We start from the raw sequence: 26,644 nt of genomic DNA, 5'->3' as shown, positions 1-26,644 counted from the left end.
TCAGTCACAACCCCGGTCAGCCTGCGATTCTCATCAGTCGCTATTCCATCATTGGTCCCATGGCCTGGCCTTGATTCGCCGCCACCGGTCTCAAAGGATCATGCCACCGTCGACGCATCTGCACCGATCTGGCCCAACAAACGAAACGGCGCCCCACAAGGAGGCGCCGTCTGGGTTTTTCGTACCGAAGGATCAGTGCGGCAGTGCCGCGCCGGTGTCGTCGCCTTCGCTGGCCGGCACCGGCTTGGCGTCATCATCGAAGGTCCATTCGATCGCCTGCGGCATCTCGAGAAGCGCATGCTCGAGCACTTCGCCCATCCGGCTCACCGGAACGATCTCCAGGCCTTCCTTGACGTTGGCCGGCACTTCCTTAAGGTCACGCACGTTCTCTTCTGGGATCAGCACCTTCTTGATACCGCCGCGCAGAGCGGCAAGAAGCTTTTCCTTGAGCCCGCCGATCGGCAATACCCGACCACGAAGCGTGATCTCACCGGTCATCGCAACGTCGTGGCGCACGGGGATACCCGTCATCACCGAAACGATGGCAGTAGCCATGCCGATGCCAGCCGAAGGTCCATCCTTGGGCGTCGCACCTTCCGGCACGTGCACGTGGATGTCGCGCTTCTCGAAGAGGGGCGGCTTGATCCCGTAGTCGAGCGCTCTGGCACGGACGTAAGTGGCGGCAGCCGAAATCGACTCCTTCATCACGTCCTTGAGGTTGCCCGTGACGGTCATCTTGCCCTTGCCAGGGCTCATGATGCCTTCGATGGTCAGCAGCTCGCCGCCCACCGAGGTCCAGGCCAGCCCGGTCACGACGCCCACCTGCGGCTCGGCATCGATCTCGCCATAGCGGAACCGCGGAGCGCCCAGATACTCTTCGACGAGTTCGGGAGTAACCACGATCTTCTTCTTGCCGGTCAGGAGAATATCCTTGACCGCCTTGCGCATCAGGTTGGCGATCTCGCGTTTGAGGTTACGCACACCGGCCTCGCGGGTGTAACGCCGCGTCAGAAGCGTCAGGCTTTCGTCCGGCAGCTCGAACTCTTCCGCCCGCAACCCATGCTCCTTGAGGGTCTCGGGAATGAGGTGCCGGCGGGAGATTTCCCACTTTTCCTCGTCCGTGTAGCCCGAAAGCCGGATGATCTCCATGCGGTCGAGCAGCGGCCCGGGGATGTTGAGCGTATTGGCCGTCGTCACGAACATTACGTCCGAAAGGTCGAAATCGACTTCGAGGTAATGGTCGTTGAACGTCGAATTCTGCTCCGGATCGAGCACTTCGAGCAGCGCCGACGACGGATCGCCGCGGAAATCCTGACCCATCTTGTCGATCTCGTCGAGCAGGAACAGCGGATTGGCTTTGCCTGCTTTTTTGAGCGACTGGATCACCTTGCCGGGCATCGACCCGATATAGGTTCGCCTGTGGCCGCGGATTTCCGCTTCGTCCCGAACGCCGCCGAGGCTCATGCGGACATATTCACGTCCGGTCGCCTTGGCGATCGAGCGGGCCAGCGAGGTCTTACCGACACCCGGAGGACCGACAAGGCACAGGATCGGCCCCTTGAGCTTCCCGGTCCGGCTCTGAACGGCAAGGTACTCGACAATGCGCTCCTTGACCTTCTCGAGGCCATAGTGATCGGCATCGAGCACGCCCTCGGCAAATTTAAGGTCGCGCTTGATCTTGGACTTCTTGCCCCAGGGTAGGTTCAGCATCCAGTCGAGATAGTTGCGAACGACGGTCGCCTCGGCCGACATGGGGCTCATCTGCTTGAGCTTTTTCATCTCGGCGTCGGCCTTCTGCCGCGCTTCCTTGGAAAGCTTGGTCTTGGCGATGCGCTCCTCGAGCTCCTGGAGCTCATTGGCGCCTTCTTCACCATCGCCCAGCTCGCGCTGGATCGCCTTCATCTGCTCGTTGAGGTAGTATTCGCGCTGGGTCTTCTCCATCTGGCGCTTGACCCGGCTGCGGATGCGCCGCTCGACCTGCAGCACACCGATCTCGCCTTCCATGAGGCCCAGCACCCGCTCCAGCCGTTCCGTGACGGACGGAGTCGCGAGAATATCCTGCTTGTCCTGAATCTTGACGGCCAGATGGCTGGCGATCGTGTCGGCCAGCTTGGAGTGCTCCTCGATCTGGGTGACCGCCGAGACAACCTCTGAAGAGATCTTCTTGTTCAGCTTGACGTAGTTTTCGAACTCGGTCACCGCCGAACGCGCCAGGGCCTCGGCCTCGACTGCGTCATGGCCTTCGACCGGCAGGACTTCGGCCTGGGCCTCGAAATAATTCTCGGTCTGGACGTAGTTCTCGATCTTGGCGCGATGCAGGCCTTCCACCAGCACCTTGACGGTGCCGTCGGGCAGCTTGAGCAGTTGCAGCACCGACGCGATCGTGCCGATCTCGTAGATGCCGTCGGGCGCCGGATCGTCTTCCTGCGCGTTCTTCTGGGTGACCACCAGAATATGCTTGTCCTCGCGCATCACCTCTTCGAGCGCGCGCACGGACTTCTCGCGTCCCACGAACAGCGGGACGATCATCGAGGGAAACACGACGATGTCGCGCAGCGGCAGGACGGGATACACCTTGTCGCGGTCGAACGGGACTGCAGAGGGTTTGGTGGTATCGGACATGGACTATCCTTTCGCCGTTGCCGGATTGGGAGGAATGTGCCCGGCAACTTGTAGTGTATTGCGTTCAGTAAGCGCCTAACCCTGTGTAGGATCTGCCAACCGAAACGACTCTTCGTCCACTAAGATAGGGCAATGGCGCGCGTTCACAAGTTCGCCGCTGCCGATTTCCTCGTTTCAAGTACGGCAAAGGCGGCATGCGCTGGGCGCAGACCCTGCAAATTCGGGTAAACGAAGGAAATCTACTCTCAGAGCAGGTTGTCGTAATTGCTTTCGCATGTTTCGACCTGAACCAGGAAGCTCTCGTCATCCATTTCGGCAAGATCATAGGCAGCCGAATCGAAAATCGACCAAATCTCATCGACCTCTTCCTGCCGCATGCCGTGATCCAAAAGGAGGGTGTCGATATCGGCACCTAGATCAAACGCAAGATCTTCGTAGCGGAGCGCCTCATCGCTTTCCGCCTCGTGATAATAAGATTCTTCGAAGAACAGAGCGCTGCACCAGATCGCCTGGATCATAGCCTTGTCCAGCCCGTTGACCAGTTTCGTCTGCGGCTGTGCCGTTGCGGTACCGGCGCCTGCGAGCAGCACACCGATGGCGAGTGCATATTTCGAGAGCTTCATGTCCGTCCCCTAAATCATCAGCGCTTGATCATTCAGGGACAATAATCGGCTTTACCGATCGGGAAAACCGCCGCGAAGCCAAATTCCGTCTCTGGAAACGAAAAGGGTCCGAACCTTTCGGTCCGGACCCGTCATTTCAGTCGCTTGGCACTGGATCAAGCGCCGGACTTCATGTCTTCCTTGGCGCGCTCGGCGTAGATATAGAGCGGCCGTACGTCTTTGTTCTCGACGACTTCCTGGCTAATCACCACTTCCTCGACACCTTCGAGCGAAGGCAAATCGTACATGGTGTCGAGCAGGATTGCTTCCATGATCGAGCGCAGGCCGCGCGCACCGGTCTTGCGGGCAATGGCCTGCCGCGCAATGGCCTTGAGCGCGTCCTCGTGGAAGGTCAGTTCCACGTCTTCCATCTCAAACAGCCGCTGATACTGGCGCACCAGCGCATTTTTGGGCTCGGACAGGATTTGCACCAGCGCATCCTCATCCAAGTCCTCGAGCGTCGCGATCACGGGCAGACGGCCAATGAACTCAGGGATCAGTCCGAACCGAACCATATCCTCGGGCTCGACCTCGGCCAGAACGTCCCCTACGCGGCGATCCTGCGGGTCCTTGACGGCAGCCGTAAAGCCGATCGAAGACCCCTCGCCGCGCGCCGCGATGACCTTTTCGAGCCCGGCGAACGCGCCGCCGCATATGAACAGGATGTTGGTCGTGTCCACCTGCAGAAATTCCTGCTGCGGATGCTTGCGTCCGCCCTGTGGCGGCACGGAAGCCACGGTGCCTTCCATGATCTTGAGAAGCGCCTGCTGCACGCCCTCGCCCGAAACGTCACGGGTGATCGAGGGGTTGTCGGATTTACGCGAGATCTTATCGACTTCGTCGATATAGACGATGCCGCGCTGGGCCTTGTCGACATTGTAGTCGGCAGCCTGCAGAAGCTTCAGAATGATGTTCTCGACATCTTCACCCACATAACCGGCTTCGGTCAGCGTGGTGGCATCGGCCATGGTGAAGGGCACGTCGAGAATGCGCGCCAGCGTCTGGGCCAGCAGCGTCTTGCCGCAGCCGGTCGGACCGATCAGCAGGATGTTGGATTTAGAAAGCTCCACATCTTGGTTTTTGGTCGCATGGTGCAGGCGCTTATAGTGGTTGTGAACCGCAACGGACAGCACGCGCTTGGCACGCCGCTGGCCGATCACGTAATCGTCGAGCACTTTGCAGATATCGGCCGGGCTCGGCACGCCATCTGCGGACTTGACCATCGAGGTTTTCGATTCCTCGCGGATGATGTCCATGCACAATTCCACGCATTCATCGCAGATGAATACGGTGGGTCCGGCGATCAGCTTGCGGACTTCGTGTTGGGATTTCCCGCAGAACGAGCAGTACAGCGTGTTCTTTGAGGATTCTCCGCTCGAATTTTCCTTGGACATCTAGCAACTCCGGAAGCGTTGCAAACGCTTGAGTATTCGTTTCGCCGACCTACAACGCTAGCCGACGACACATGAACAATTTGTCACTCCGACCATAAAGATCGATAAGCCGGGGCGCAATCGGCACGGGCGCATTCTTGGCGCCCGCCACCAGTTTTATATAGGGCGAGACTTATGCTCCGCCTTCGGGCAGTGCCCGCTTCTCGTGAACGTGGTCGATAAGGCCGAGTTCCTTGGCTTCTTCAGGGCTGAGGAACTTGTCGCGCTCGAGAAGGTCTTCCACCTGCTGGTACTCCATGCCGGTGTGCTTCACGTAGATTTCATTGAGCCGGCGCTTCAGATTCTCCGCTTCGCGAGCGTGAATCATGATGTCGGTCACCTGACCCTGGTAACCGCCCGAAGGCTGGTGAACCATGACACGGGCGTTCGGCAGGCAGCCGCGCATGTCTTTTTCGCCGGCAGTCAAAAGCAGCGAGCCCATGGAAGCCGCTTGCCCCAGACACAGGGTCTGCACCTTGGGCCGGATGAACTGCATGGTGTCGTAGATCGACAGCCCTGCCGTCACCACCCCGCCGGGCGAATTGATGTACATCGCGATTTCCTTTTTCGGGTTCTCCGATTCAAGGAACAAGAGCTGCGCCACGATCACCGAGGCCATATTGTCCTCGACGACGCCCGTCACGAAAATGATGCGCTCGCGCAGCAGGCGCGAATAGATGTCGAAGGCTCGCTCGCCGCGATTGGACTGCTCGACCACCATCGGCACGAGCGTGTTCATGTAAAGATCGACGGGATCTCGCATATTGGGTAACTCCCCCGGGGAAAGATTCGGCATGTCGCCAGATTGCAGGCGAACGCTGCTTAAGGGCTGGTAAAAGTCACATAGGCTTGGCGCTGTTCGACTTCAATAGCAAGCCTCACAGTGGCCCAATTATGACGCATGCTTAATGCCCAGCCCGGTTCACTCAAAGCTGATGGCCACGCCCTTTTTGCGGAAATACGACTGCATGAGCTTGCGCCCCTGCCGGTTGGGCTGGGCGAGCTTTGCGGTTTCGAACACGGCTTCCTTGACCCCTTCGCGCGCCATGGCGGCCTTGAGGGTCGCGACATGGGCGTCGAGCTCTTCATTGTCGTTCTTGATCGAGGCGTAGATGGCGTCGATCGCCTGGGAAACGGTAAGGTCGCTCACGATGCTCTCCTTATTGATCTGCCTCTCCCTAACGAAATTTCCGGCCATGGCAAGGCGGGGGGCATGGCCAGTTTGCGCTGTCGCAGCTTTACGCCAGCCGCTCAATGTCAGTCTTCAAATAGGCAGTAACCGCGACGACCGGTCACGCTGACAGACCGTTCATGGTTGGATTTTGGTACAGGTGTGCCGCAAGCCGAGCCTGGCTTGATCCCGGAAACCAGCCATACCGCCGCGCGCTGAATATCGTTTAGCGCCTTGATTTTAAGCAGAGAGTTTCATGTTCAAAATCTTCCGCATCATCACCCTTATCGAGGGCGTAACCACCCTGGCGCTGTTCCTCGTCGCCATGCCCCTGAAATACTGGTTCGACACCCCCGGCCTCGTGCCGCCGGTGGGGATGATCCATGGCTGGGCCTTCATCGCCTACATCGTGGCTATGATTGCCGCGCTTTGGGGCAAAGGCTTCACTCCGCTCGAATGGGCCCGGACGACGATCGCCTCTTTCTTCCCCTTCGGCACCTTCCTCAACGACCCCTTCCTCAAGCGCAAGCAGGCCGAACTCGAGCTCGCCAGCGCATAAGCGGCCGCAATGCGGCCTTTTCGGAGCTCTCCCCTCGGGCTCGGCCCGAGGATTGCCGAGAATAAGCCCCGCCTAATAAAGCGCGATATCGTCCAGCACCACCGGCACCATCCCCGGCAGATCCTCGGCTACCATGCCGCGCTTGCCGAACGCCGTGGCCGCTCGCCCGTGAATATAAGCGCTCGCGCATGCAGCTCCGAGCGTGTCCATCCCCTGGGCCAGCAATCCTCCGATCAGCCCTGCCAGCACGTCGCCCGCCCCCGCCGTCGCCAGCAGCGGCGTCCCCGTCGTATTGATCACCGCTCGCCCCTCAGGATGGGCGATAACGGTATCGGAGCCCTTGAGCAGCACGACCGCACCCGAGCGTTCAGCCGCCGCTGTCGCCTTTTCGGTCTTGGCGCCCTGGATTTCCCCGAACAATCGCTTGAATTCCCCCATATGCGGCGTCAGCACCACCGATCCCGGCTCGCGCCTGCCGATCGCCTTGAACAGCGTCTCGGACTCGCCCTCGAAGCTCGTCATCGCGTCCGCGTCCAGCACCAACCGTGCCCCACTTTCCAGCGCGGCCAGCACCATCGCCCGCGTCCGGACGTCGACTCCCATCCCCGGCCCCATCACGACGACGTTCTTGCGGACATCTTCCAACAGTTCAGCGAGTTCTTCCGCGTCCGCCGCCTCGGCCAGCATAATCGCGGTGACATGCGCCGCATGCACCATCAACGCCTCGCGTTCGCCGGCCAGCGTTACCAGCCCCGCCCCGATCCGCGCCGCGCCCATGGCGGAAAGCCGCGTCGCTCCGGTGTGCAGCGCGTCTCCCGACACCACCACGCAATGTCCCGCATCGAATTTGTGCCCGGCGGTTTCACGCACCGGCAATCGCCATAGTCGGGGATCGTTCTCAAAGAGCTTGACGTCTATCTCCGCCAGCACCGCATCGGGAATACCGATATCGGCCAGCAATACCTCCCCGCACAGCCCGCCCCCCGGTTCGAGCAGATGTCCGGGCTTGTGCCGGAAGAACGTCACCGTCAGGTTCGCCTTGACCGCCACGCCGCGGATCTCGCCGCTCTCGCCATCCACCCCTGTCGGAATATCGACGGCGATCACCTGCGCTCCACTGGCATTGATGGCCTCCACCAGTCCGGCCATCTCCTCGTCGACGTCCCGCGACAATCCGCCGCCGAGCAGCGCATCGACGATGATCCCGAAGTCGGAACACATCTGAGGCTGCGCTTTTTCGATGCTCCCGCCCCACATCCGCGCCATCATCGCCGCGTCGCCCTTGAGCTCACCCTTGGCGCAGGTCAGCCCCAACCGCACCGGCCATCCGCGCTCCGAGAGCAGGCGCGCGACCACGAAACCATCTCCGCCATTGTTCCCCGGCCCGCAGAGCACGAGCACCGGCTGAAGCGGAAACCGCTGGCTGACCTCATAAGCGACCGCCTGCCCCGCATTCTCCATTAGCGTCATCGACGCCACGCCGTTTTCGACAGCGAGCTTGTCGGCCAGGGCCATCTGTTTTGGAGTAAGCAGGTCCTGCACGCGAAAGGAACTCCGAAGCTGATAGGGCTCCCCTAAACGAAGCGGACCCCGCAAGCGTTGCGGAGCCCGTTTGAAATCATGTCTGTGTCGATAACGTGGCCGTGATCGCAAGCAACAGCGGTGGCTTGGCTGCAGCCGACCACCTCCAACCGTCATTCTTGTTCCCGAAATCCAGCGTTGCATCGGAAGAAACGCCACACGTCGCTTCATCCTCGGCGCCCCGCAACCAAAAGGGGCCTCGCGGCCCCTTTTCAAACCCAACAAACGTGCGAGCCTAGTGCTCGTGATCGTTGTCGATGTCGAAGCTGTCCTCGCCCTCGCGAACCAGCTTCACCAGTTCTTCGCGGCCGATCGGCTTGTCGGTGACATCGGCCTTTTCCACCACGAAATCGACAACCTTGTTCTCAAAGATCGGCGCCCGCAGGCTTGCCAGCGCATTGGGGTTCTTGCGGTAGTAGTCGTAGACCTGCTGTTCCTGGCCGGGGAAGCGGCGGACCTCGGCGATCAGCGCCTGCTGATGCTCTTCGTCGGTCACCGTCACATCGTTAACATTGCCGATCTCGGCAACCACCAGCCCCAGGCGCACGCGGCGCTCGGCGATCTTCTGGTAGTCCTCGCGGGCCTTCTCCTCGGTGGTGCCTTCGGATTCGAAGGTCTTGCCGTGGTGCTCCACCTCGTGCTTCACGCGGTTCCAGATGGCGTTGAACTCCGCCTCGACGAGCTTTTCGGGCACGTCGAACTTGTGGCCTTCATCCAGCGCATCGAGCACCAGGCGCTTCAGCCGCTGCTGGGAGAGGTTCTTGTTCTGCGCCTCGATCTGGTCGCCGATCGCCTTCTTGAGAGCGGCGAGGTCTTCAAGCCCGAGCGTCTTGGCGAACTCATCATTGAGCTCGACATCGGCCTTGGGTCCGTCGACATGCAGCATCTTGACGTCGAACTCGGCCTTCTTTCCGGCCAGCTCTTCGTTCTGGTAGTCATCGGGGAAGGTGACCTTGATGGTCTTTTCCTCGCCTTTCTTGATGCCGATCAGAGCTTCTTCGAAACCGGGGATGAACTGGCCCGATCCCACGACCAGGTGGGTGTGGTCCGCAGAACCGCCTTCGAACGGCTCGCCATCGATCTTGCCGACGAAGGAAAGACCCACGCGGTCGCCATTTTCGACGATGCCTTCGTCACCCTTGTCCTCATAACCGCGGTTCTGCTTGAAGAACTTCTCGACTTCCTCGTCGATGTCCTTCTCGGTCACCTCGACCACCGGACGCTCGAGCTTGATGGTGGAGAAATCCATCAGCTCGACAGGCGGCAGCACTTCGTAGCTCACCGAAAACTGCAGATCGCCTTCGCCATCGAGCACGCGGTTGATCACCGCCTGGTCCTCGGACAGGTCGATCTCGGGCTGGCTGGCGGCCTTTTCCGAACGTTCCTCGAGCGTCTTGTTGACGGTGTCGTTGATCGAATCCTGGAGCACTTCGCTCATCAGCGAACGGCCATAGACCTTCTTGAGGTGCGCGGTCGGCACCTTGCCAGGCCGGAAGCCCTTGAGCTGAACCTTGCCCCGAACCTCGTCGAGCTTTTCGTCGAGCTTGGATGCGAGCACCGTCGCCGGAATGGTCACATCGAGCTTGCGGCGCAGCCCTTCGTTCAGAGTTTCAGTCACATTCATTTCTGTTCGATCCCGTCTTTGAATATTCGAGGTTGGCCGGCGATAGTGGTGCGGGTGAGAGGAGTCGAACCTCCACGCCTTGCGGCGCTGGAACCTAAATCCAGTGCGTCTGCCAGTTCCGCCACACCCGCGTGATCTCGTACGCCGGGCGCCGAGTTGGCACGCGTCCTAGCCCAACTTCCCTTTCCAGTCAAAGCTTGATTGAAAACCACCCTGCCCGGCGTGGGGTGGCCCTGAGGTTTCCGCCTCTGCCGCCTTCTTAGTCATTTGCCGCAACGCAGCGCCAACTCATCTGCACAACGTTTGTGCAAGTTGCCCGTTTTTTGCGCAAAGGAGGCGACGGCGAATTGTGAGGGGTGATTAGCATATTCCAACAAGACATTGATGGGACTTGTTTTCTATCCCCGGACTTCCGACTGGCACAGCCCATGCATTCAACCGGCCAACCGGTCCCGAACCAAAGAGGAGACGTGGACATGAAAAAGATCGAGGCCATCGTCAAACCCTTCAAGCTCGATGAGGTCAAGGAAGCCCTGCAAGAGGTCGGGCTTCAGGGCATCACGGTCACCGAAGCCAAGGGATTCGGCCGTCAGAAGGGCCACACAGAGCTCTATCGTGGCGCCGAATACGTCGTCGATTTCCTGCCCAAGGTCAAAGTCGAGGTCGTCGTGCCCGACCAGTTGGCCGACAAGGCCATCGAGGCCATTCGCAACGCGGCCCAGACCGGCCGCATCGGCGACGGCAAGATTTTCGTTTCGACGGTCGAACAGGCCATTCGAATCCGCACGGGCGAAAGCGGAGACGAAGCCCTTTAAGGGCGTAGTCAATTAGAGACAGGCGCGCGAAACCTCCTCCCGAACAAACGCGCGATAAACAACAAACTTCAAACTGGGGATCTATTATGAGCTCAGCAAACGATCTGATGAAGAAGATCAAGGACGAAGGCATCAAATATGTCGACCTTCGTTTCACCGACATGCGCGGCAAGCTTCAGCACGTCACCATGGACGCCTCGGTCGTCGATGCCGACATGTTCGAAGAAGGCGTAATGTTTGACGGTTCCTCGATTGCCGGCTGGAAGGCAATCAACGAGTCCGACATGGTGCTCATGCCCGACAACGATTCCGCCTATGTCGATCCGTTCTTCTCGGCGCCCACCCTGTGCGTGAACTGCGACATTCTCGAGCCCGCCACCTATCAGCCCTACAACCGCGACCCGCGCTCGATCGCCAAGAAGGCCGAGGCCTATGTCGCGACCTCCGGCATCGGTGATTCCGTCGTCTTCGGCCCGGAACCAGAATTCTTCCTCTTTGACGACGTGAAGTATTCGACCACCACCTACAATGTGGGCTTTGCGGTCGACGCCGGCGAGCTGATGGCCAATTCGAATGCCGATTACGAGGGCGGCAACACCGGCCACCACATCGGTCTGAAGAAGGGCTATTTCCCGGTTCCTCCGCTCGACAGCGCCCAGGATATCCGCGGCGAGATGCTCGAAGCGCTGGCCGCCATGGGCGTCACCGTTGAAAAGCACCACCACGAAGTGGCGTCGGCCCAGCACGAGCTCGGCATCAAGTTCGCCCCGATGATCAAGTCGGCCGATCAGGTCCTGCTCTATAAGTATGGCGTCCATCAGGTCGCCCAGGCCTATGGCAAGACCGCGACTTTCATGCCCAAGCCCGTCTATGGCGACAACGGCTCGGGCATGCACTGCCACCAGTCGATCTGGAAGGACGGTCAGCCGCTCTTCGCCGGCGACGGCTATGCGGGTCTGTCTGAAACCTGCCTGTTCTACATCGGCGGCGTCATCAAGCATGCCAAGGCCATCAACGCCTTCACCAACCCGACCACAAACTCCTACAAGCGCCTGGTCCCCGGCTTCGAAGCGCCCGTGCTGCTGGCCTATTCGGCCCGCAACCGCTCGGCCTCCTGCCGTATTCCCTTCGGCCAGTCGCCGAAGTCCAAGCGCGTCGAGGTTCGCTTCCCCGATCCGCTCGCCAATCCCTACCTCGCCTTCACCGCTCTGCTGATGGCTGGCCTGGACGGCATCAAGAACAAGATCCACCCGGGCGACCCGATGGACAAGGATCTCTACGAACTGCCCAAGGAAGAGCTCAAGGATATCCCGACCGTCTCCGCCTCGCTGCGTGAAGCGCTGGACAGCCTCGACAAGGACCGCGATTTCTTGAAGGCTGGCGGCGTGATGGACGACGATTTCATCGACGCCTACATCGCGCTCAAGATGGAAGAAGTCATCAAGTTCGAGCACACCCCGCATCCGGTCGAATACGAGATGTACTATTCGGCATAAGCTTCGGCTTATCGAACGAGGAAGGGCCCCGCACGGGGCCCTTTTTCTTTTTGCGGCATGCGTTTGGCGGTGGAACGTCCTTCCACTGCTCTCCGTTTGGCTCTGGCAACACCAAACCACTCGATGGATCGAGCCGCCAAATGGATGCAAAGGCATCACCCACTCTCGTCAATCCCGACGCCGAAGCGTTCTACACCCATGCTCTTCGCCAATTGCTCGAACTGGAGTGCCCTTTTCTGGTGAGCGGCACCTATGCCGTGAGCGCCTATACCGGCATCACCCGCCAGACCAAGGATCTCGACATCTTCTGCAAGGCGGGGGACTACACCCGTATCCTCTCCCATTTCCGTGAGCTGGGCTTTTCGATCCGCATCGAGGACGACCGCTGGCTCGGCAAGGTCTGCAAAGGCGAACATTTCTTTGACGTGATCTTTGCGTCTTCGAACGGCACCATGCCGGTGGGTGATGCCTGGTTCGAGGGTGCCCACACCATCGAGCTGTTCGGCAGCCGCGTCTCGATCGTGCCCCCGACGGAACTCATCTGGTCGAAATGCTTCATCCAGAACCGTACGCGCTACGATGGCGCCGACGTCGCTCACCTCATCCTCAAAACCCATGAGGAGATCGATTGGGAGCGTCTGCTGGCCTATATGGAAGTGCACTGGGAAGTGCTTCTCGTCCACCTTCTCAACTTCCGCTGGATCTATCCCACCGAGCGCGAGCGCATTCCCGCCTGGCTGCTCGACGAGCTTCTCGACCGCCTCCACGCCCAGCGCCAGCTCCCCCTGCCCGAAATGAAGGTTTGCCGCGGCCGCATGCTTTCGCGTGCCGACTACGAGATCGATGTCGCCGAATGGGGCTTTGCCGATGTCGGCGGCGAAGGCGAGTGGCGCGAGCAATAAGGAGGACGCGATGACCAAGGCCCGCAAGTCCCTCAAGGTGGCGGCGATTGGCGATCTGCACGTCAAGGAAGATGGCAGCCGTTCCTATAGCGAGCTGTTTAGCGAGATTTCCGAAGTGGCCGACGTGCTGGTCCTTGCCGGCGACATCACCGATCTCGGCCGGCCGGCCGAAGCCGAAATGCTCGCCGGCCAGCTCAAATCCTGCTCCATTCCCGTAGTTGGGGTCCTCGGTAACCACGATTACGAATGCGGTGCCGTCGAAGAAGTCTCCGCCATCATCAAGGATGCCGGCGTGCATCTTCTCGAAGGGCAATCCACCACCATCGACGGCGTCGATTTCGTGGGCGTCAAGGGATTTGCCGGCGGCTTTGGCCGCTACATGCTGAGTTCGTTCGGCGAGCCTGCCATCAAGGCGATGGTCAGCGAAAGCACCCACGAGGCCATGAACCTGGAAAATGCTTTAAGGCACGTGGAATCCGACCGCGTCCTCGTGGTGCTGCACTATTCTCCCATCTCCGAAACGCTCCAGGGCGAGCCGGTCGAGATCTTTCCCTTCCTGGGTTCGTCCCGCCTTGCCGAAACCGTGGATCGCTTCAAGGTCAGCGCCATCGTGCACGGTCACGCCCATCACGGCAGCTATCAGGGGAAAACCCCGGGCGGCGCACCGGTCTATAACGTTGCCGCCCCGATCCCCAAGCCCGACGGCAAGCCCTACGCGCTCCTCAGCATCTGACAGATTAACCTCTGACTAAGGCGCCGAACCTTGGCGGCGCGTGCCCGTTCCCCTTCGGTTCGACAGCCCACCCTTGGGCGTCGGCGCAATCCGTCACATCGAGAGGAGGACATTTGCCATGAGCGCCAATGGACTCGACGTATTCGACAAGACGTTGCAGACCACCAACATCTGGCTGGACGAGATCATGGCCGAGCACGGCCCCGACCGACAGGTGGCCTGGCACATCCTGGGCAGTGTTTTGCGCACCACGCGCGACAAGCTTCCGCCCGATCTTTCAGCGCACTTGGGCGGCCAACTCCCATTGCTCGTGCGAGGCGCCTATTACGACCAGTACCAGCCGGCACGCCAGCCCAGCCAACTGCGCACCCGTGACGAGTTCCTCCAGGCCGTTAAAGACGATCTGCAGTTTACCCGTCCGATCGATGCCGAGGACGCCGTCAAATCGGTGTACCGCGTGCTCGACCGTCACATCGATCGTGGCCAGGCCGAAAAGGTGCGCGCGGCGCTGAACGAGGATATCCGCACGCTTTGGGCATCCGGGGAAACCGTCGGCAACGCCTGACCATCGGGGAGAGCTGAACGGGACGACTCCGGTTCAGCTCTTGCTCGAAGAATTCTCGTTATGCTTGTCGGCCTTGGACACTCCGCCCTTGGCCGCCTTGCTGCCTCCGCCCCACTTTTCGGCATTCTGCTGACCGCTGCCGCCCTTGTGAGCCGGACCAGCGGACTTGTCCGAATTGGTCGATTTGCCCGAAGGCGTATATTTGGAATCGGTGCTCATCGGAAAACGCCTCCTCAAGAGCGGGAAACATCCCGGTGCTGAACCCGCAGATTGTTCTGAACATTGCCTACCCCCGACACCGTCTCAGCGATGTCCTCGGCCCGCCGCTTGTCGGCCCGGGCATCCACGCTTCCATCCAGCCGCACTTCCCCGGCGTTGACGCTGACCTCGATCCCAGACGCGTCGAGAAAGGGATCCTCCATCAGCCGGTCCGAAACGTCTTCGAGGATACGGTCATCCCTTCGTTGGTAGCTTTTCGGCCCCCGCCCGGCATAGCCTCGACGGTGCCGCTCGCCTGCCGGATCGGCCAGCCCCCAGCCACCAGGCACCGGCTGGTCGGGCTCGTACCCTACATCCACATGGGTGGGGCGTTTGATCCCCTGGTTGCTCCGCGGCCGGCCCTCGGGCCCCTCACGCGGCAGATCGAAATCATAGGGGTCGTATTCGTCGTCCTCGTTGGAGCCGTAATAGCCCCCTGATCGCCCGCGCGGGTCCGGCCGACCCAGCCGGCTCAGTCCCGGAGTTTCGCCCCAAAAGCGATCCGAAACGACGGTGTGTCCATGACGGTGAACATATCGAGCCATAAGATCGGTCTCCCATTGGAACAGCCAAGGAGGAAGCCTCCGCGACAGGCAACCGTTCCTTCCCCCATCCTAGGTTGCCGCGCTCAGTGCAGCTTGCCGCCGTTCAGATGCCGGAGCTTGTCGGGATTGCGCACGATATAGATGCCCACCACCTTCCCATCGACGATTTCGAGCGCCGTCGTCTGCACCGTTCCATCGCTCTCGATGGTAAGAAACCCCGGCAGCCCATTGATCACGTCATAGCGCACCAGCTTCGACATGTTGTTGTCCCTGGCAAAGAAATCCGCCAGCCCGGCATGCACCCGCACCACGTCCTCGATGCCCACGATTGGCACCGCCGCCGCCGAACGCTTCCCGCCGCCGTCCGAACAGGCGGTCACATCGTCGGCAAGCAGCGTCCGCAACCTCCCCATATCCCCCTCCCGCGACGCCGCAAAGAACGCCTGCGCGATCTCGAACCCACGCTCGCGCGTCACCTCGAACCTTGGCCGCTCGGCCCGCACATGGGCGCGTGCCCGGCTGGCCAATTGCCGGCACGCCGCCGGATCGCGCCCGATGGTGCGCGCCACCTCGTCAAAGCCGATCCCGAAAACATCGTGCAGCAGAAACGCCGCACGCTCGAGCGGGGTCAACCGCTCCAGCGCCATCATCAGCGGCAACGTCACGTCGTCGACCTCGTCCAGCTCGGGCCCCACCACCGGTTCGGGCAACCAGGGGCCCACATAGGTCTCCCGCTGCCGCCGCGCCGATTTGAGCACGTCAAGACTGAGCCGCGTGACGATCCGGCGCAGGAACGCCTCGGCATCCCGCACCGTGCTCTGATCGACTGCCATCCAGCGCACGAACGCGTCCTGCACCACGTCCTCGGCCTCGGCCACCGAACCGAGCATGCGGTAAGCGATGCGGATCAGCTTGGGCCGCAGCGGAGAAAAGCTCTCCGCTGCGTCCTGATGCAACGTGCCCGCCATCAAGCGACCTTCTTGCCCACGGTGCCCGCCAACGGCACGCGCAGCCCGACATTGACGCGATTGAAGGCGTTGATGGCGCCGATCAGAAGGGTGATCCTCACCTGCTCCTCCTCGCTGAACTGGCTGCTGAGCGCCTGGTACGCCTCGTCCGAACCGCCCTCGCGGTCGACCCGCGTCAGCGCTTCGGTCCAGGCCAGCGCCGCCCGTTCCTTGTCGTTATAGAGCGGGGATTCGCGCCACCCGTCGAGCAGGTAGATCCGCTCTTCGCTCTCTCCGTTCTTGCGCGCCTCCCGCGTGTGCATCTGCAGGCAGGTCGCGCAGCCATTGATCTGCGAAGCGCGGATCTTCACCAGTTCGGCAATCGTGGGATCGAGCTCCTTTTGGTTGGTCGTTCCGAAATCGATCAGCGGCTTCACCAGAGCGAAATGCCCCTGGAACGGGTTGGGTCTGGAGGTCATTGTGGTTCTCCTTGCAATGTTGTCGCGATTGACAAGACGAGCCAGGCAAGGCGGGTGTGACATGAGGCTCGCAAAAAGTTGCTTTGGTGCCCCGGTTCAGCCGCACAAATACCCATCTTGCACGCCAATCGATCCCCTCCAGCCCTCGCGAGGATCTCACCCACATGCCGGCATTGCCCTCCACCAGCCAAACCTGCGCCCTGGCTGTAGCCGCCCTCCTAACCGTCCCCTTCCCGGCCTTCGCCCAGGACGCCACGCTGGCCGATATTCTTGAGGCCGCCGCCGACCTCGTTGCTCTGCGCACCGTGGTGATCTCCGCCGATGGCGAGATCATCGCCGAGCGCGGCTATGACGGCTACGCGACGACCGAGCCCACCAACATCAAATCCGCATCCAAGGTCATCGTCACCACAATGATCGGCATCGCCATCGAACGGGGCCTGCTCGAAGGCCCCGACCAGCCGATCGCCGACCTGCTCCCCGATGACCTTCCCCAATCCCCTGACCCTCGCCTCGAGGACATCACACTGAGCCACCTCATGTCGATGCAGGCGGGCCTGCGCGCCACATCGGGCGCCAATTACGGCGCCTGGGTCACCAGTAGCAATTGGGTGCGCTCCGCCCTCGCCCAGCCCTTTGTCGACGAACCGGGGGGCGAAATGATCTATTCCACGGGTTCCACCCATCTGCTTTCGGCCATTCTCACCGCAGTCGGCGGCCAATCCAGTCTCGCCCTCGCCCGCGAGTGGTTCGATCCGATCGAAGGCTTTTCGATCTCCGCCTGGGAGCGCGATCCGCAAGGAATCTATCTGGGCGGCAACGAGTTGGCCATGTCGCCCCTCTCGCTCCTGGCTTTCGGCGAAATGATCCGCAATGGCGGCGTCACTGCCGATGGCGAGCGGATCGTTTCAGAAGAATGGATCGAGCGATCCTGGGAGCAGCGCACCACCTCCCGCTTCGGCGGCCACGGCTATGGTTATGGCTGGTTCCTCTCGGACATCGCCGGCCACCCCACCCGTTACGCCTGGGGCTATGGCGGCCAGATGCTCTATATCGTCCCCGATCTCGACCTTACCGTGGTGATGACCTCCGATCCCACCAACCCCTCCGGCGGCAATGGTTACCGCGACCGCTTGCACGCGCTGCTGGGCGATATCGTCGAAGCGGTGGAGGAAACGGAAAACGGCGGATAGCGCTCGACCAGCACTTCCAGCAAAAGTGGGCACACTTTTGCTGGGAGCGTCACGACCGCGACAACAGCCGCACGAGCACGTTCATTCCAGCTCTTACGCCGATCTGGCCCTTGTCGGCGTTTATCCGCCCATTGGCTTCCTGTGCCACCAGCCCCTGCAGCGTCGCCAGCATGAGGCCGGCAATCGACACATCGGCACCAGCCGGCAGACCCCAATCGGCCTGGCATTCGCTAACGATGGCCCGGAACGTCGCGAAAGCGGCACCCGCCGCCCGCCTCAATTCCTCGTCCTCGCCCACAATGCCCGGATCGGCCACGAACAGGAGTTTGTAGCGAGCTGGATGGGCGAAATTGTATTCGATGATGATATCGAGCGCCCGGGTCAGCTTCTCTTCCGCACCAGTTTTGGATGAAAGAACGGCCTCAAGGTTCTGTGAGAGATAAGAAAATTCCGCCGTGGCCACAGCGGCCAGTAAGGCCTTGCGGCTCTTGAAATGCTTGTACGATGCGTTGTGGGAAAGCCCGCAGGCGTGGCCGACCGCGCGCATGGTGACGGCTTCCTCGCCCCCCGCATCGAGCAGCGCCAGCGCGGCGGCGACTAGCCTTTCTGCCGTCGTCAGCGCAGCGGTTCCGGCTCCTCCTCCGGCTGCAGCTTCACCAGCCGCTTTGACTCTTCCCATAGTTTCGCCGCCCGTCGTTCGTCATAGGACATCCGGGACGATCTCGTCGCCTGCAGTCGCTTGTTGTTCGATTGCAGGTATTTGCCGGAATCATCGGCATATTCAGGCCCAATAGCCACATCGGCAAGCGCATTTCCTGAGAATTCGAGCGATCCCGCCGTGATGCCGATCCGCGTCAGGAACCATTTGACCGGTGCCGAGCGGGTCAGGCTCTGGATCGGTCCTGGCATGGTGCGCGTCAATCCGGTCTCCGGAATTGCGCCAGGATCGAAGGCGATCGAAGCAATCGAACTCCCCGCGCGGCGCAACCTGCGATCCATTTCATAGGCCATCAGGATCATGCACAGCTTGGACGTCGCATAGAGCTTGCCGCCCGACAATGGCTTTGACCCGTTCCTGCCGACATTGGCCAGCGCAACGGCGTCCGGTTCCACGGCGGGCCCCACCATCCTGCCATCCATCGTATCGGGATCGTGCGTGCCGCTCGCCACCATCACGATGCGCCCCGTATCCCGGAGTTGATCGAACAGCAGTTCGGTGAGCAGGAAATGTCCCAGATAGTTCGTGGTGAACGTTCTTTCATAACCATCGACGCTGTAGCCCACCGGTCCGGCGAACGAAGCCCCCGCATTGCAGACGATCGCATCGAGCCCGCCGATCGCCTCGCTCTCGATCAATTGCCCAATGGCAGCCGCCGCCGACCGGACCGACGCCAGCGAGGACGTATCCAGTACGACCGTGGATACCTTGACGCCATAAGCGCGCAATTGCTGCGCCGCCGGCTCCATGCGCTCAACGCTGCGCCCCGCCAGGATCAGGTCAGACCGATGATGAGTTGCGAGCCGGATGGCGCATTGCAAGCCAATGCCCGCATGACCCCCGGTGATGAGAACTGTAGGCATGCCCCACGCTCCGTTAAGTTGACATCGTCAACCTAGCAAGCGAGGTTGACATTGTCAACCTGTCGCGGTTTTCTGCCATCGGCGGACGTCATCGACCAGCGCACGCAGCTTTGGCGCTAGGTGCCTGCGGTTCGGGTAGTAGAGAAAAAATCCCGGAAATGCGGGGCAGTACCGCTCCAATACCGTGGCCAGCTCTCCCCTTCCGATATAGGGGGCGAAGGTCTCTTCCATGCCGAACGTTATTCCGGCCCCTGCTCGCGCCAGCCGCACCATCAGCCATATATCGTTGGTCGTAACCTCCGGCTCGACTTCCACGTCGAAAGCACGCCCGTCCTCGGCAAATTCCCAGCGATAGGGTGCCCCTCCCGGCACCGGACGCCACCCGATGCAGCGGTGAGCGGCGAGATCGCGTGGATGTTCGGGCGCGCCATGCGCGGCGAGGTAGGACGGAGCCGCAACGGCCACCTGCCGCTGGTCCGGCGAGGCGGGAATGGCGATCATGTCCTTTTCGATGACTTCACCCAACCGCACCCCGGCATCATACCCTTGTGCCGTGATGTCGAACTCCTGATCGGTCACTGTCACTTCCAGAGCCACATCCGGATAGCGTTCGGCAAAGCCGGCAAGCAGCGGGCCCGACAGGAAGCTTTCTGCGATGGTGGAGACGGCAAGCCGCAACAATCCCCGCGGCGTCTGTTCCCGGTCCCGCGCGTGTGCGAGAGCGACGTCGATCTCGGTCATGGCCGGCGCGACCCGCGCATGAAATGCCTGCCCTGCCTCCGTCAGATTGACGCTCCGGGTCGTGCGCTGGAGCAAGGCAAGGCCCAGATCGCTCTCCAGGCGCCGGATCGCCTGGCTAACGGCCGACCGGGTCACTCCGAGCCGTTCCGCTGCGCCACGAAAGCTCCGCAGATCGGCAACAGCCAGAAACACGGTGATCGCGTTAAGGTCGCTCATTGGTTAGCTCCACTTACCAAGCCATACACTATTGCACGGATTGTTGCTCCAATCACCTCTGCCTAACTTCACACCATCTTCATCCAAACAAGGAGCGAACAATGTCTCTCGACAAGGTCATCCTGATAACCGGCGCGAGCAGCGGCATCGGTCAGGCTATCGCCCGCGAACTCGGGCACGCCGGCGCAAAAGTCATGCTGGGCGCTCGGAGATTGGATCGGCTCGAAGCGCTTGCCGACGAGATCAACGCAGCCGGAGGCCAGGCGATCGCCCGCCGCCTCGACGTCACCGACAGGCAGGACGTTCATGCCTTCGCGCAAGCCGCCCGGACCCTGTGGGGACGGATCGACGTCATCATCAACAATGCCGGGATCATGCCCCTATCGCCCATGGCCGCGCTCAAGCTCGACGAATGGGAGGCGATGGTCGATGTCAACATCAAGGGCGTGCTCAACGGCATTGGCGCTGTCCTGCCGACGATGAACAGCCAGGGGTTCGGTCACATCGTCAACATCGCCTCGGTGGGTGCGCTGGTCGTTTCGCCCACTGCCGCCGTCTATTGCGCCACCAAGTTCGCCGTTCGGGCAATCTCGGATGGCCTGCGCCAGGAAAGCACGCATCTGCGCGTGACCTGCATTCATCCCGGCGTCGTGGAAAGCGAGTTGGCAAGCACCATCACAGAGCCCTCCGCAGCGGCGGCGATGAAAGACTATCGCGCCATCGCCATGCAGCCCGACGCCATTGCTCGGGCGGTCCGCTACGCGATCGAGCAGCCCGATGATGTCGACGTCAATGAAATCGTTATCCGTCCAACGGCGGCGGCGCACTGATGCGCCGCCTCGCGATCCTTGCAGCGATCACCGCGATCGCGTTTGCCACCCCCGTACTACCGGAGCAAACCATGACCCAAACGCACCCCTATGTCGGCATGTGGATCACCGCCGATGGGCACGTTCGCCAGCAACTCCTGCCAAACGGCCGCTATGATGAGGCCCGCGGCACCCGCGAGAGCGCCTATCAGGGCCGCTACGAGGTGTCCGGCAATCACATCGACTACTGGGACGACACCGGCTTCACCGCCGACGGCGAATTCATTGACGATGTCCTCTACCATGGCGGCATGATCTTCTACCGCGATGGCAAGGCGCCCGATAGCCGGTGACGCAAACCCTGTCCCGCGCCTGCCGGCGCGGGACAGTTGGTTATGGCGCCGCCATTGCCGCGAAGAACTCTTCGGCGTCCTCGGCTTCCACCAGCCGCCCCCTCTCTATCACCAGGAACCGGTTAGCCACCTCGCGCACGAAGGCCCTGTCATGCGAAACCAGAACGCAACTGGCCTCGTGCTCGATGATCTCGCCGGCCAGCGTCTCCTGCCCGGCGATGTCCACGTGGTTCGTTGGCTCGTCCAGCAGGTAGAAATTGGGTTCGATCAGCCGCAGCGCCAGCAAGCCAAGCCGCGCCCTCTGCCCCTGCGACAGCCTGGCGATGGGCATTGAATGGGCCTCGATGTCGATTCCCGCCCCCGCCAGCAGCGCCCGCGTTCGCTGATCGGTCTGCCCCAGCGCCGAGACATAGCCGAACGGCGTTTTCTTCTCCGGCACGAAATCGAGTGCCTGATCCATATACCCGGTGACAAGGCTCGGCGTCGCCTTGATGCCTTCGATGGCGCGCCCGGCCAGCAGCACCGAGCGCAGCATCTCGATCAGCGTCGATTTCCCCGTGCCATTTCGCCCGAGGAGCACGGTCCGGTCGCCTTGGAAGATATGCAGCTTGGGGATTCCGAACAACTTCCGCCCATCTGGCGTTTTGACCGTCAGATTCTCAATCGCCACCAGCACCTTGGCATGCGTTCCGCGATTGGCGAGTCGAATATCCCCGCTGCGCTCCTTGTGCAGCGATTTAGCCTGCGCTTCGATTTTCTCGGCCCGTTCACGAAGCTGCTTTTGCTTTCTCTGCAAAAGATCGCTGCCCGAATTGATGCCGATATTCTTGAGCTTGGCCGATTGCTGCCGAAGCTGGTTCGCCTCTTTCAGATCACGTTCGCGCTTGGCCGCATCGCTCGCGTCCTCCCCCGCCAGCACCGCGTTGGCCTTGGTGTAAAGCAAGGGAAAATCACGCGACATCTCGGGTCGCAGGAACAGCGTGCGGTTGGTCACCGCATCGAGAAAGCTCCTATCGTGGCTGGCGACGATCACCGGCACGTTGCCGATCCCCGAAAACCAGCTTTCGAGCAGCGCCATCTTTTCAAGGTCGAGATGGTTGGTGGGCTCATCGAGCACCAGAACGTCAGGATCGGTCACCCAGGCGCGCATGAGCAGCATCAGCCGCTGCCAGCCCCCGCTCAGTTCCCGCACGCGCCGATCCCGCAGTTCCTCAGGTGTTGAAAGCGAGTCCAGCACCACGTCGACACGCCAGCTTTCGCTCGCAAGCGTTTCCGGTTCCAGCCCGGTCGCCACGGCGTCGAACAGGCTGAGCTCGAGCATTTCTGCCGGCACGCTCTGCGGCACCTGCCCCACCCGCGCCCCGCGCGAGAGTGTCACCTCGCCGCTCGTCAGATTGGCCTCGCCGGTAAGGCATTTGAGCAGTGTGGATTTGTCCGCGCCGTTCGCGCCCACCAGCCCGACCCGGTCGCCGGGTCCGACCGTGAGGGTCAGGTCATTGAACAATTGCGTCTTGCCGGTCACGCCGGCTGATTTGAGGGTGATCGTCGTCATTGTCGTCTCGAAGGGTGTTGGCGGCCAAATGGGCACGCCGAATTTCTGCCTCGCCGCATCACGTGATGGATGCCAGCGCTCGATCAGGGCAGACCCTTGCGGAAAAACGAGTACGGAATGTCCGGGGAGGTCAGCCCTGCAACATCTGCTGCAGGGCCAAAACAGGACCACGCGCACGACAGTGTCGCCAAATGCCGTCCACGGTGTCCTCCCATTACTTTAAACGCCGATCTCAACCCGTATATTGGCAATATGCGGAGTGCTGGGCAAGCCTAGTTTGCGATCTTTGGCGCGTGCCGTTGCGCCAGAACCAGAGCCGCCTGCCGGTCGATGTCGGCATACTGAAGCACCTTGTCGGTCAGGTACCCGTGGGCATCCATCTGCACCCCGTGCGCTTCGATAATTGCTCGCGCGTGCAAGGGTTTAAGCGTCTCGCGATAGTCCCGATCCCCCGCTTCGCGCCCCCGCGCCTTATGCGTCTCCGCCAGCAATCCGACCGCCGTGGCAAGCCCCTTGTCGGAAACCGGAATCTTCATATGCGCCGCCAACCCCTTGAGTTGCTTGGCGGAATCGGCGCGCAAATCTTCAAACCGAATAACATGCACCGCCGGCTGCCGCTGCGCCGTCCAGCTCGCCACGTTCTGGCTCCACGAACCCTGCGGCTCGGAAACCAGATGTGGATTGGCCTTCACCCGCCGATCCTTCGTCATCATCGCCTCAATCACCCGCACCGGCTGCAATCCGGTTGCCTCCACCAGTGCTGCCGCGACATCCAGCGGGTTGCGCACAACATAGGTTCCGCCCACGGAAACCTTGGTGTTGAAGGTGGGATGGCCATGAAAAGTTCCCCGGATCGCGTGGGTCTTGACCACGGGGAAACCCTTGTGCTGGCTCGCTAAAAACTGATGCACGAGCGGCCGCGCTTCGGCCACTTCCTCTTCCCCCAGCGCCCCGGCATCCTTGCCAGTCACCTCCTTATAGAAGCGGCCCTGGGAGTCGAGCGGAATAATGTTGTCGATGTTGCGCATGTCGATCCGCTTGGGCGGATTGGGTTGAGCCATCGCAATCATCAGGAAGATCGCCGAACGCACCCAATTGCTGCCCGACCGCGGGTACGAGGCGACGAAATACAGCGGACGAATGGGCTTTGCCTGCGGCTCGGACACGCGGAACTCCTCGGAACATCTCGGCCACTTGTTATCGCCCGCCGCCTAGGCGCGCAATGGCACAGAGCAATCAGACGAGGAAAAACACCGCCACAAGGCTTGGCAGAAGCACGATCTTGGGAAGAGATAGGTGGGCAAGCCGGTACGCAGAACTCTTCAACCCGGCCTAGCCCCCCTGAACTTTTCGCGTGCCGCACCAGGTGCATGATACGCAGCATCCCCGGCAAGCTCGGCAGGCATACGGCAACTCCAAACTCATGAACCGTATGAAGAAATTTCTAGTCCATCAGACTTAAGAAAGTGCTGACGAGTGGCAAACCGAAAGTAAACGGAACCCGGTTTCGCGCTCCACCAACTGTCCCAAGTTGAGATTGAGGCGGCACCCACGCCGCTTCCGGCGCATACGTCAAAACAGTTGAAATGGCGCGGAAACTATGGTGTCTCCGCCCTATCTCATTGCCTTATGATAGGCCAGGTTTCTTCCCCTGATTCGCATTGCGCGACGTTCGAGGCCCATGACGGACAACAACGATCTTTTCGGTGACACTCCCCCCTCGCCGGCTCCCCAGCCGCAGCGGCCGGCTCCGGCCCGCGAGCCGGCGCCGTCGGGATCCTACACGGCCGCTGATATCGAGGTTCTCGAAGGACTTGAACCCGTGCGCCGCCGCCCGGGCATGTATATCGGCGGTACGGACGTCAACGCGCTCCATCACCTGTTCGCTGAGGTCATCGACAACTCGATGGACGAGGCGATCGGCGGGCACGCGACCCGTATCGAAGTGCATTTGGGCGCGGATGGATACGTAACGGTCATCGACAACGGCCGCGGCATTCCCGTCGACAGCCATCCCAAGCGGCCCCACCTCTCGGCGCTTGAAGTCATCATGACCACCCTCCATGCGGGCGGCAAATTCGACTCTAAAGCCTACGAAACCTCGGGCGGTTTGCATGGCGTCGGCGTTTCGGTGGTCAATGCCCTGACCGATGATCTGATTGTCGAAGTCGCTATCGACCAGACTCTCTACCGCCAAACCTATTCGCGTGGCCTTCCGACATCGACGTTGGAAAACATGGGGCGCGTCCACAACCGGCGCGGCACGACGATCCGGTTCCACCCAGATCCGCAAATTTTCGGCGCTTCCGCCAAATTCATTCCCGACCGCATCTTCCGGATGACGCGCGCCAAGGCCTATCTATTCGGCGGCGTGGAAATCCGCTGGTCCTGCGACGAAGCCCTCGCTACAGGCGATGTGCCGGCTAAGGCCATCTTCCATTTCCCCGGCGGGCTGCGCGATTTCATCGAGCGCCGCATCGAAGGAAAGACGCGCATCATCGACGACGTCTTTTCGGGCAAGACCGGCAAACCAGGCGGCCACGGCTCTGTGGAATGGGCCATCTCCTGGTATATCGGAGATAGTTTCACCTCATCCTATTGCAACACGGTGCCCACGCCTGATGGCGGAACGCATGAAGCTGGCCTGCGCACCGCGCTACTGCGCGGGTTGAAGAACTATGCCGATCTTGTCGGAAACAAACGCGCTTCGGTCATCACCTCCGAAGATGTGCTCGGTCATTGCGGCGCCATGCTCTCAGTATTCGTGCGCGAACCCGAATTCGTCGGGCAAACAAAAGATAAGCTCGCGTCTGGTGAGGCCACGCGCATCGTCGACAACGCCATCCGCGATGCCTTCGACCACTGGCTCACCGCAGCGCCCAACCAAGCCAACAAGCTCCTCGATTGGACCATCGAGCGGGCCGAGGACCGCTTGCGCCGGCGCAAGGAAAAGGAAATCGACCGCAAATCGGCCACCCGCAAGTTGCGCTTGCCCGGCAAGCTGGCCGACTGCAGTCAATCGGCGGCTCAGGGCGCGGAACTCTTCATCGTAGAAGGCGATAGCGCCGGCGGCAGCGCCAAGCAGGCACGCGATCGCGCCAGCCAGGCTGTTCTGCCCTTGCGCGGCAAGATCCTCAATGTCGCCGGCGCCAGCCGCGACAAGCTTGCGGCCAACCAGCTCATCGCCGACATGTTGCAGGCGCTTGGCGTTGGCACACGCGACAAATATCGCGAAGATGATCTGCGCTACGACAAGATCATCATCATGACCGACGCCGACGTCGACGGCGCCCACATCGCCTCGCTCCTGATGACCTTCTTCTATCAGGAACTACCTAAGCTGATCGAGCAGGGCCACCTTTACCTGGCGTTGCCGCCCTTGTATCGGCTTTCTCAAGGCGCCAAGACCGCCTATGCCATGGATGATGCCGACCGGGAACGGCTCATGAGGGAAGAATTCACCGGCCGCGGCAAGGTCGAAGTCACTCGCTTCAAGGGATTGGGCGAAATGCCTCACGCCCACTTGAAAGAAACGACGATGAACCCCAAATCGAGAACGCTGCTGCAGGTCCGTGTCGTTTCCGATCGTGGCGAAACGACCGAAACAGTCGACCGGCTGATGGGCAACAAGCCTGAAGCCCGTTTCGAGTTTATCTCTGAAAAGGCGGCCTTTGTGACCGATGTCGATGTTTGATCGGCATTGCGGCATCTCGCATTAATCTTGATGGCCAAATCAAGATTGACTTGAACCTAATGTAGTTTATGGTCCCGCTCGTCAGAGGCCACACCCGTTCGCTTGCGTATTCC

At 61.1% G+C, this 26,644-nt stretch carries 26 protein-coding genes and 1 tRNA gene; 10 read left to right on the top strand and 17 right to left on the bottom strand.

Features of this window, described 5'->3' with window-relative positions:
• Positions 1-192: 192 nt before the first annotated feature.
• The 5 genes from lon to NO932_RS09115 all read right to left on the bottom strand — a co-directional run bounded on the left by lon (position 193) and on the right by NO932_RS09115 (position 5,867).
• On the bottom strand, positions 193-2,622 hold the full coding sequence (gene lon, locus NO932_RS09135; protein WP_309210891.1) for an endopeptidase La: 2,430 nt from the start codon (positions 2,620-2,622) through the stop codon (positions 193-195).
• 245 nt (positions 2,623-2,867) lie between these two features.
• On the bottom strand, positions 2,868-3,245 hold the full coding sequence (locus NO932_RS09130; protein ID WP_309161337.1) for a hypothetical protein: 378 nt from the start codon (positions 3,243-3,245) through the stop codon (positions 2,868-2,870).
• 155 nt (positions 3,246-3,400) lie between these two features.
• Entirely contained in the window at positions 3,401-4,678 is a 1,278-nt protein-coding gene (gene clpX / locus NO932_RS09125; protein WP_309210889.1) for an ATP-dependent Clp protease ATP-binding subunit ClpX, read from the bottom strand.
• A 172-nt stretch (positions 4,679-4,850) separates the two neighbouring features.
• Positions 4,851-5,480, bottom strand: a complete 630-nt coding sequence (locus NO932_RS09120) for an ATP-dependent Clp protease proteolytic subunit (RefSeq protein WP_309161340.1) — start codon at positions 5,478-5,480, stop codon at positions 4,851-4,853.
• Between the two features lie 159 nt (positions 5,481-5,639).
• The gene (locus NO932_RS09115; protein WP_309210887.1) at positions 5,640-5,867 is read right to left on the bottom strand and encodes a hypothetical protein; all 228 of its coding nucleotides are present in this window, start codon (positions 5,865-5,867) and stop codon (positions 5,640-5,642) included.
• A gap of 277 nt (positions 5,868-6,144) precedes the next feature.
• Here NO932_RS09115 and NO932_RS09110 point away from each other — a divergent pair, with 277 nt between their 5' ends.
• On the top strand, positions 6,145-6,447 hold the full coding sequence (locus NO932_RS09110) for a DUF3817 domain-containing protein (protein ID WP_309210886.1): 303 nt from the start codon (positions 6,145-6,147) through the stop codon (positions 6,445-6,447).
• Positions 6,448-6,519: 72 nt separating this feature from the next.
• On the opposite strand, the gene NO932_RS09105 is transcribed toward NO932_RS09110, so the two are convergent.
• The 3 genes from NO932_RS09105 to NO932_RS09095 form a co-directional block, all read right to left on the bottom strand.
• Complete coding sequence (locus tag NO932_RS09105; protein WP_309210884.1) at positions 6,520-7,989, bottom strand: NAD(P)H-hydrate dehydratase; 1,470 nt, start codon at positions 7,987-7,989, stop codon at positions 6,520-6,522.
• Positions 7,990-8,263: 274 nt separating this feature from the next.
• A complete protein-coding gene (gene tig, locus NO932_RS09100) occupies positions 8,264-9,652 on the bottom strand; it encodes a trigger factor (RefSeq protein ID WP_309210882.1) in 1,389 nt (462 codons plus the stop codon).
• Positions 9,653-9,698: 46 nt separating this feature from the next.
• A tRNA-Leu gene (locus NO932_RS09095) sits at positions 9,699-9,783 on the bottom strand.
• Positions 9,784-10,128: 345 nt separating this feature from the next.
• Between NO932_RS09095 and NO932_RS09090 the strand changes: the two genes are divergently transcribed.
• The 5 genes from NO932_RS09090 (at position 10,129) to NO932_RS09070 (ending at position 14,163) form a co-directional block, all read left to right on the top strand.
• Positions 10,129-10,467 carry a P-II family nitrogen regulator gene (locus tag NO932_RS09090; RefSeq protein ID WP_014130680.1) on the top strand — a complete coding sequence of 113 codons (339 nt, stop codon included), beginning with the start codon at positions 10,129-10,131 and terminating at the stop codon, positions 10,465-10,467.
• 86 nt (positions 10,468-10,553) lie between these two features.
• The gene (gene glnA, locus NO932_RS09085; RefSeq protein ID WP_309210880.1) at positions 10,554-11,963 is read left to right on the top strand and encodes a type I glutamate--ammonia ligase; all 1,410 of its coding nucleotides are present in this window, start codon (positions 10,554-10,556) and stop codon (positions 11,961-11,963) included.
• Between the two features lie 140 nt (positions 11,964-12,103).
• The gene (locus tag NO932_RS09080) at positions 12,104-12,865 is read left to right on the top strand and encodes a hypothetical protein (RefSeq protein ID WP_309210878.1); all 762 of its coding nucleotides are present in this window, start codon (positions 12,104-12,106) and stop codon (positions 12,863-12,865) included.
• Positions 12,866-12,875: 10 nt separating this feature from the next.
• Positions 12,876-13,598, top strand: a complete 723-nt coding sequence (locus tag NO932_RS09075; protein WP_309210876.1) for a metallophosphoesterase — start codon at positions 12,876-12,878, stop codon at positions 13,596-13,598.
• Between the two features lie 118 nt (positions 13,599-13,716).
• The gene (locus NO932_RS09070; protein WP_309210874.1) at positions 13,717-14,163 is read left to right on the top strand and encodes a DUF2267 domain-containing protein; all 447 of its coding nucleotides are present in this window, start codon (positions 13,717-13,719) and stop codon (positions 14,161-14,163) included.
• Positions 14,164-14,196: 33 nt separating this feature from the next.
• Here NO932_RS09070 and NO932_RS09065 read toward each other — a convergent pair whose 3' ends face one another.
• The 4 genes from NO932_RS09065 to NO932_RS09050 all read right to left on the bottom strand — a co-directional run bounded on the left by NO932_RS09065 (position 14,197) and on the right by NO932_RS09050 (position 16,392).
• Complete coding sequence (locus NO932_RS09065) at positions 14,197-14,382, bottom strand: hypothetical protein (RefSeq protein WP_309210873.1); 186 nt, start codon at positions 14,380-14,382, stop codon at positions 14,197-14,199.
• 14 nt (positions 14,383-14,396) lie between these two features.
• Entirely contained in the window at positions 14,397-14,966 is a 570-nt protein-coding gene (locus tag NO932_RS09060) for a BON domain-containing protein (RefSeq protein WP_309210871.1), read from the bottom strand.
• An 83-nt stretch (positions 14,967-15,049) separates the two neighbouring features.
• Positions 15,050-15,934, bottom strand: coding sequence for a sigma-70 family RNA polymerase sigma factor (locus NO932_RS09055; protein ID WP_309210870.1), 885 nt, complete (start codon positions 15,932-15,934; stop codon positions 15,050-15,052).
• Positions 15,934-16,392: a carboxymuconolactone decarboxylase family protein gene (locus tag NO932_RS09050; RefSeq protein ID WP_309161353.1), complete on the bottom strand. Its 459-nt coding sequence runs from the start codon at positions 16,390-16,392 to the stop codon at positions 15,934-15,936. Before NO932_RS09050 ends, NO932_RS09055 begins: the two co-directional genes overlap by 1 nt.
• Before the next feature lie 164 nt (positions 16,393-16,556).
• On the opposite strand from NO932_RS09050, the gene NO932_RS09045 reads away from it, so the two are divergent.
• Positions 16,557-17,585 carry a serine hydrolase gene (locus NO932_RS09045; RefSeq protein WP_309210868.1) on the top strand — a complete coding sequence of 343 codons (1,029 nt, stop codon included), beginning with the start codon at positions 16,557-16,559 and terminating at the stop codon, positions 17,583-17,585.
• A 49-nt stretch (positions 17,586-17,634) separates the two neighbouring features.
• Here NO932_RS09045 and NO932_RS09040 read toward each other — a convergent pair whose 3' ends face one another.
• From NO932_RS09040 to NO932_RS09030, 3 genes are read right to left on the bottom strand one after another with little or no spacing between them, the layout of a single operon-like run.
• The gene (locus tag NO932_RS09040) at positions 17,635-18,264 is read right to left on the bottom strand and encodes a TetR/AcrR family transcriptional regulator (RefSeq protein WP_309210866.1); all 630 of its coding nucleotides are present in this window, start codon (positions 18,262-18,264) and stop codon (positions 17,635-17,637) included.
• Positions 18,201-19,166 carry an SDR family NAD(P)-dependent oxidoreductase gene (locus NO932_RS09035; RefSeq protein WP_309210864.1) on the bottom strand — a complete coding sequence of 322 codons (966 nt, stop codon included), beginning with the start codon at positions 19,164-19,166 and terminating at the stop codon, positions 18,201-18,203. Before NO932_RS09035 ends, NO932_RS09040 begins: the two co-directional genes overlap by 64 nt.
• A 54-nt stretch (positions 19,167-19,220) precedes the next feature.
• The gene (locus NO932_RS09030) at positions 19,221-20,123 is read right to left on the bottom strand and encodes a LysR family transcriptional regulator (protein WP_309210863.1); all 903 of its coding nucleotides are present in this window, start codon (positions 20,121-20,123) and stop codon (positions 19,221-19,223) included.
• A 101-nt stretch (positions 20,124-20,224) separates the two neighbouring features.
• Here NO932_RS09030 and NO932_RS09025 point away from each other — a divergent pair, with 101 nt between their 5' ends.
• On the top strand, positions 20,225-20,953 hold the full coding sequence (locus NO932_RS09025) for an SDR family oxidoreductase (protein ID WP_309210861.1): 729 nt from the start codon (positions 20,225-20,227) through the stop codon (positions 20,951-20,953).
• Complete coding sequence (locus NO932_RS09020) at positions 20,953-21,285, top strand: Atu4866 domain-containing protein (protein WP_309210860.1); 333 nt, start codon at positions 20,953-20,955, stop codon at positions 21,283-21,285. The genes NO932_RS09025 and NO932_RS09020 overlap by 1 nt, the downstream gene beginning before the upstream one ends.
• 40 nt (positions 21,286-21,325) lie before the next feature.
• Here NO932_RS09020 and NO932_RS09015 read toward each other — a convergent pair whose 3' ends face one another.
• Both NO932_RS09015 and NO932_RS09010 read right to left on the bottom strand, forming a co-directional pair.
• On the bottom strand, positions 21,326-22,837 hold the full coding sequence (locus NO932_RS09015; protein ID WP_309210859.1) for an ABC-F family ATP-binding cassette domain-containing protein: 1,512 nt from the start codon (positions 22,835-22,837) through the stop codon (positions 21,326-21,328).
• Between the two features lie 272 nt (positions 22,838-23,109).
• A complete protein-coding gene (locus NO932_RS09010) occupies positions 23,110-24,003 on the bottom strand; it encodes a sulfotransferase domain-containing protein (RefSeq protein ID WP_309210858.1) in 894 nt (297 codons plus the stop codon).
• A gap of 515 nt (positions 24,004-24,518) precedes the next feature.
• On the opposite strand from NO932_RS09010, the gene parE reads away from it, so the two are divergent.
• A complete protein-coding gene (gene parE, locus NO932_RS09005) occupies positions 24,519-26,531 on the top strand; it encodes a DNA topoisomerase IV subunit B (RefSeq protein ID WP_309210857.1) in 2,013 nt (670 codons plus the stop codon).
• The last annotated feature ends 113 nt before the right edge of the window (positions 26,532-26,644 follow it).

Origin of the sequence: Pelagibacterium sp. 26DY04, assembly GCF_031202305.1 — a bacterium.
Taxonomy (GTDB): domain Bacteria; phylum Pseudomonadota; class Alphaproteobacteria; order Rhizobiales; family Devosiaceae; genus Pelagibacterium.
This window is presented reverse-complemented; position numbering and strand designations above follow the sequence as displayed.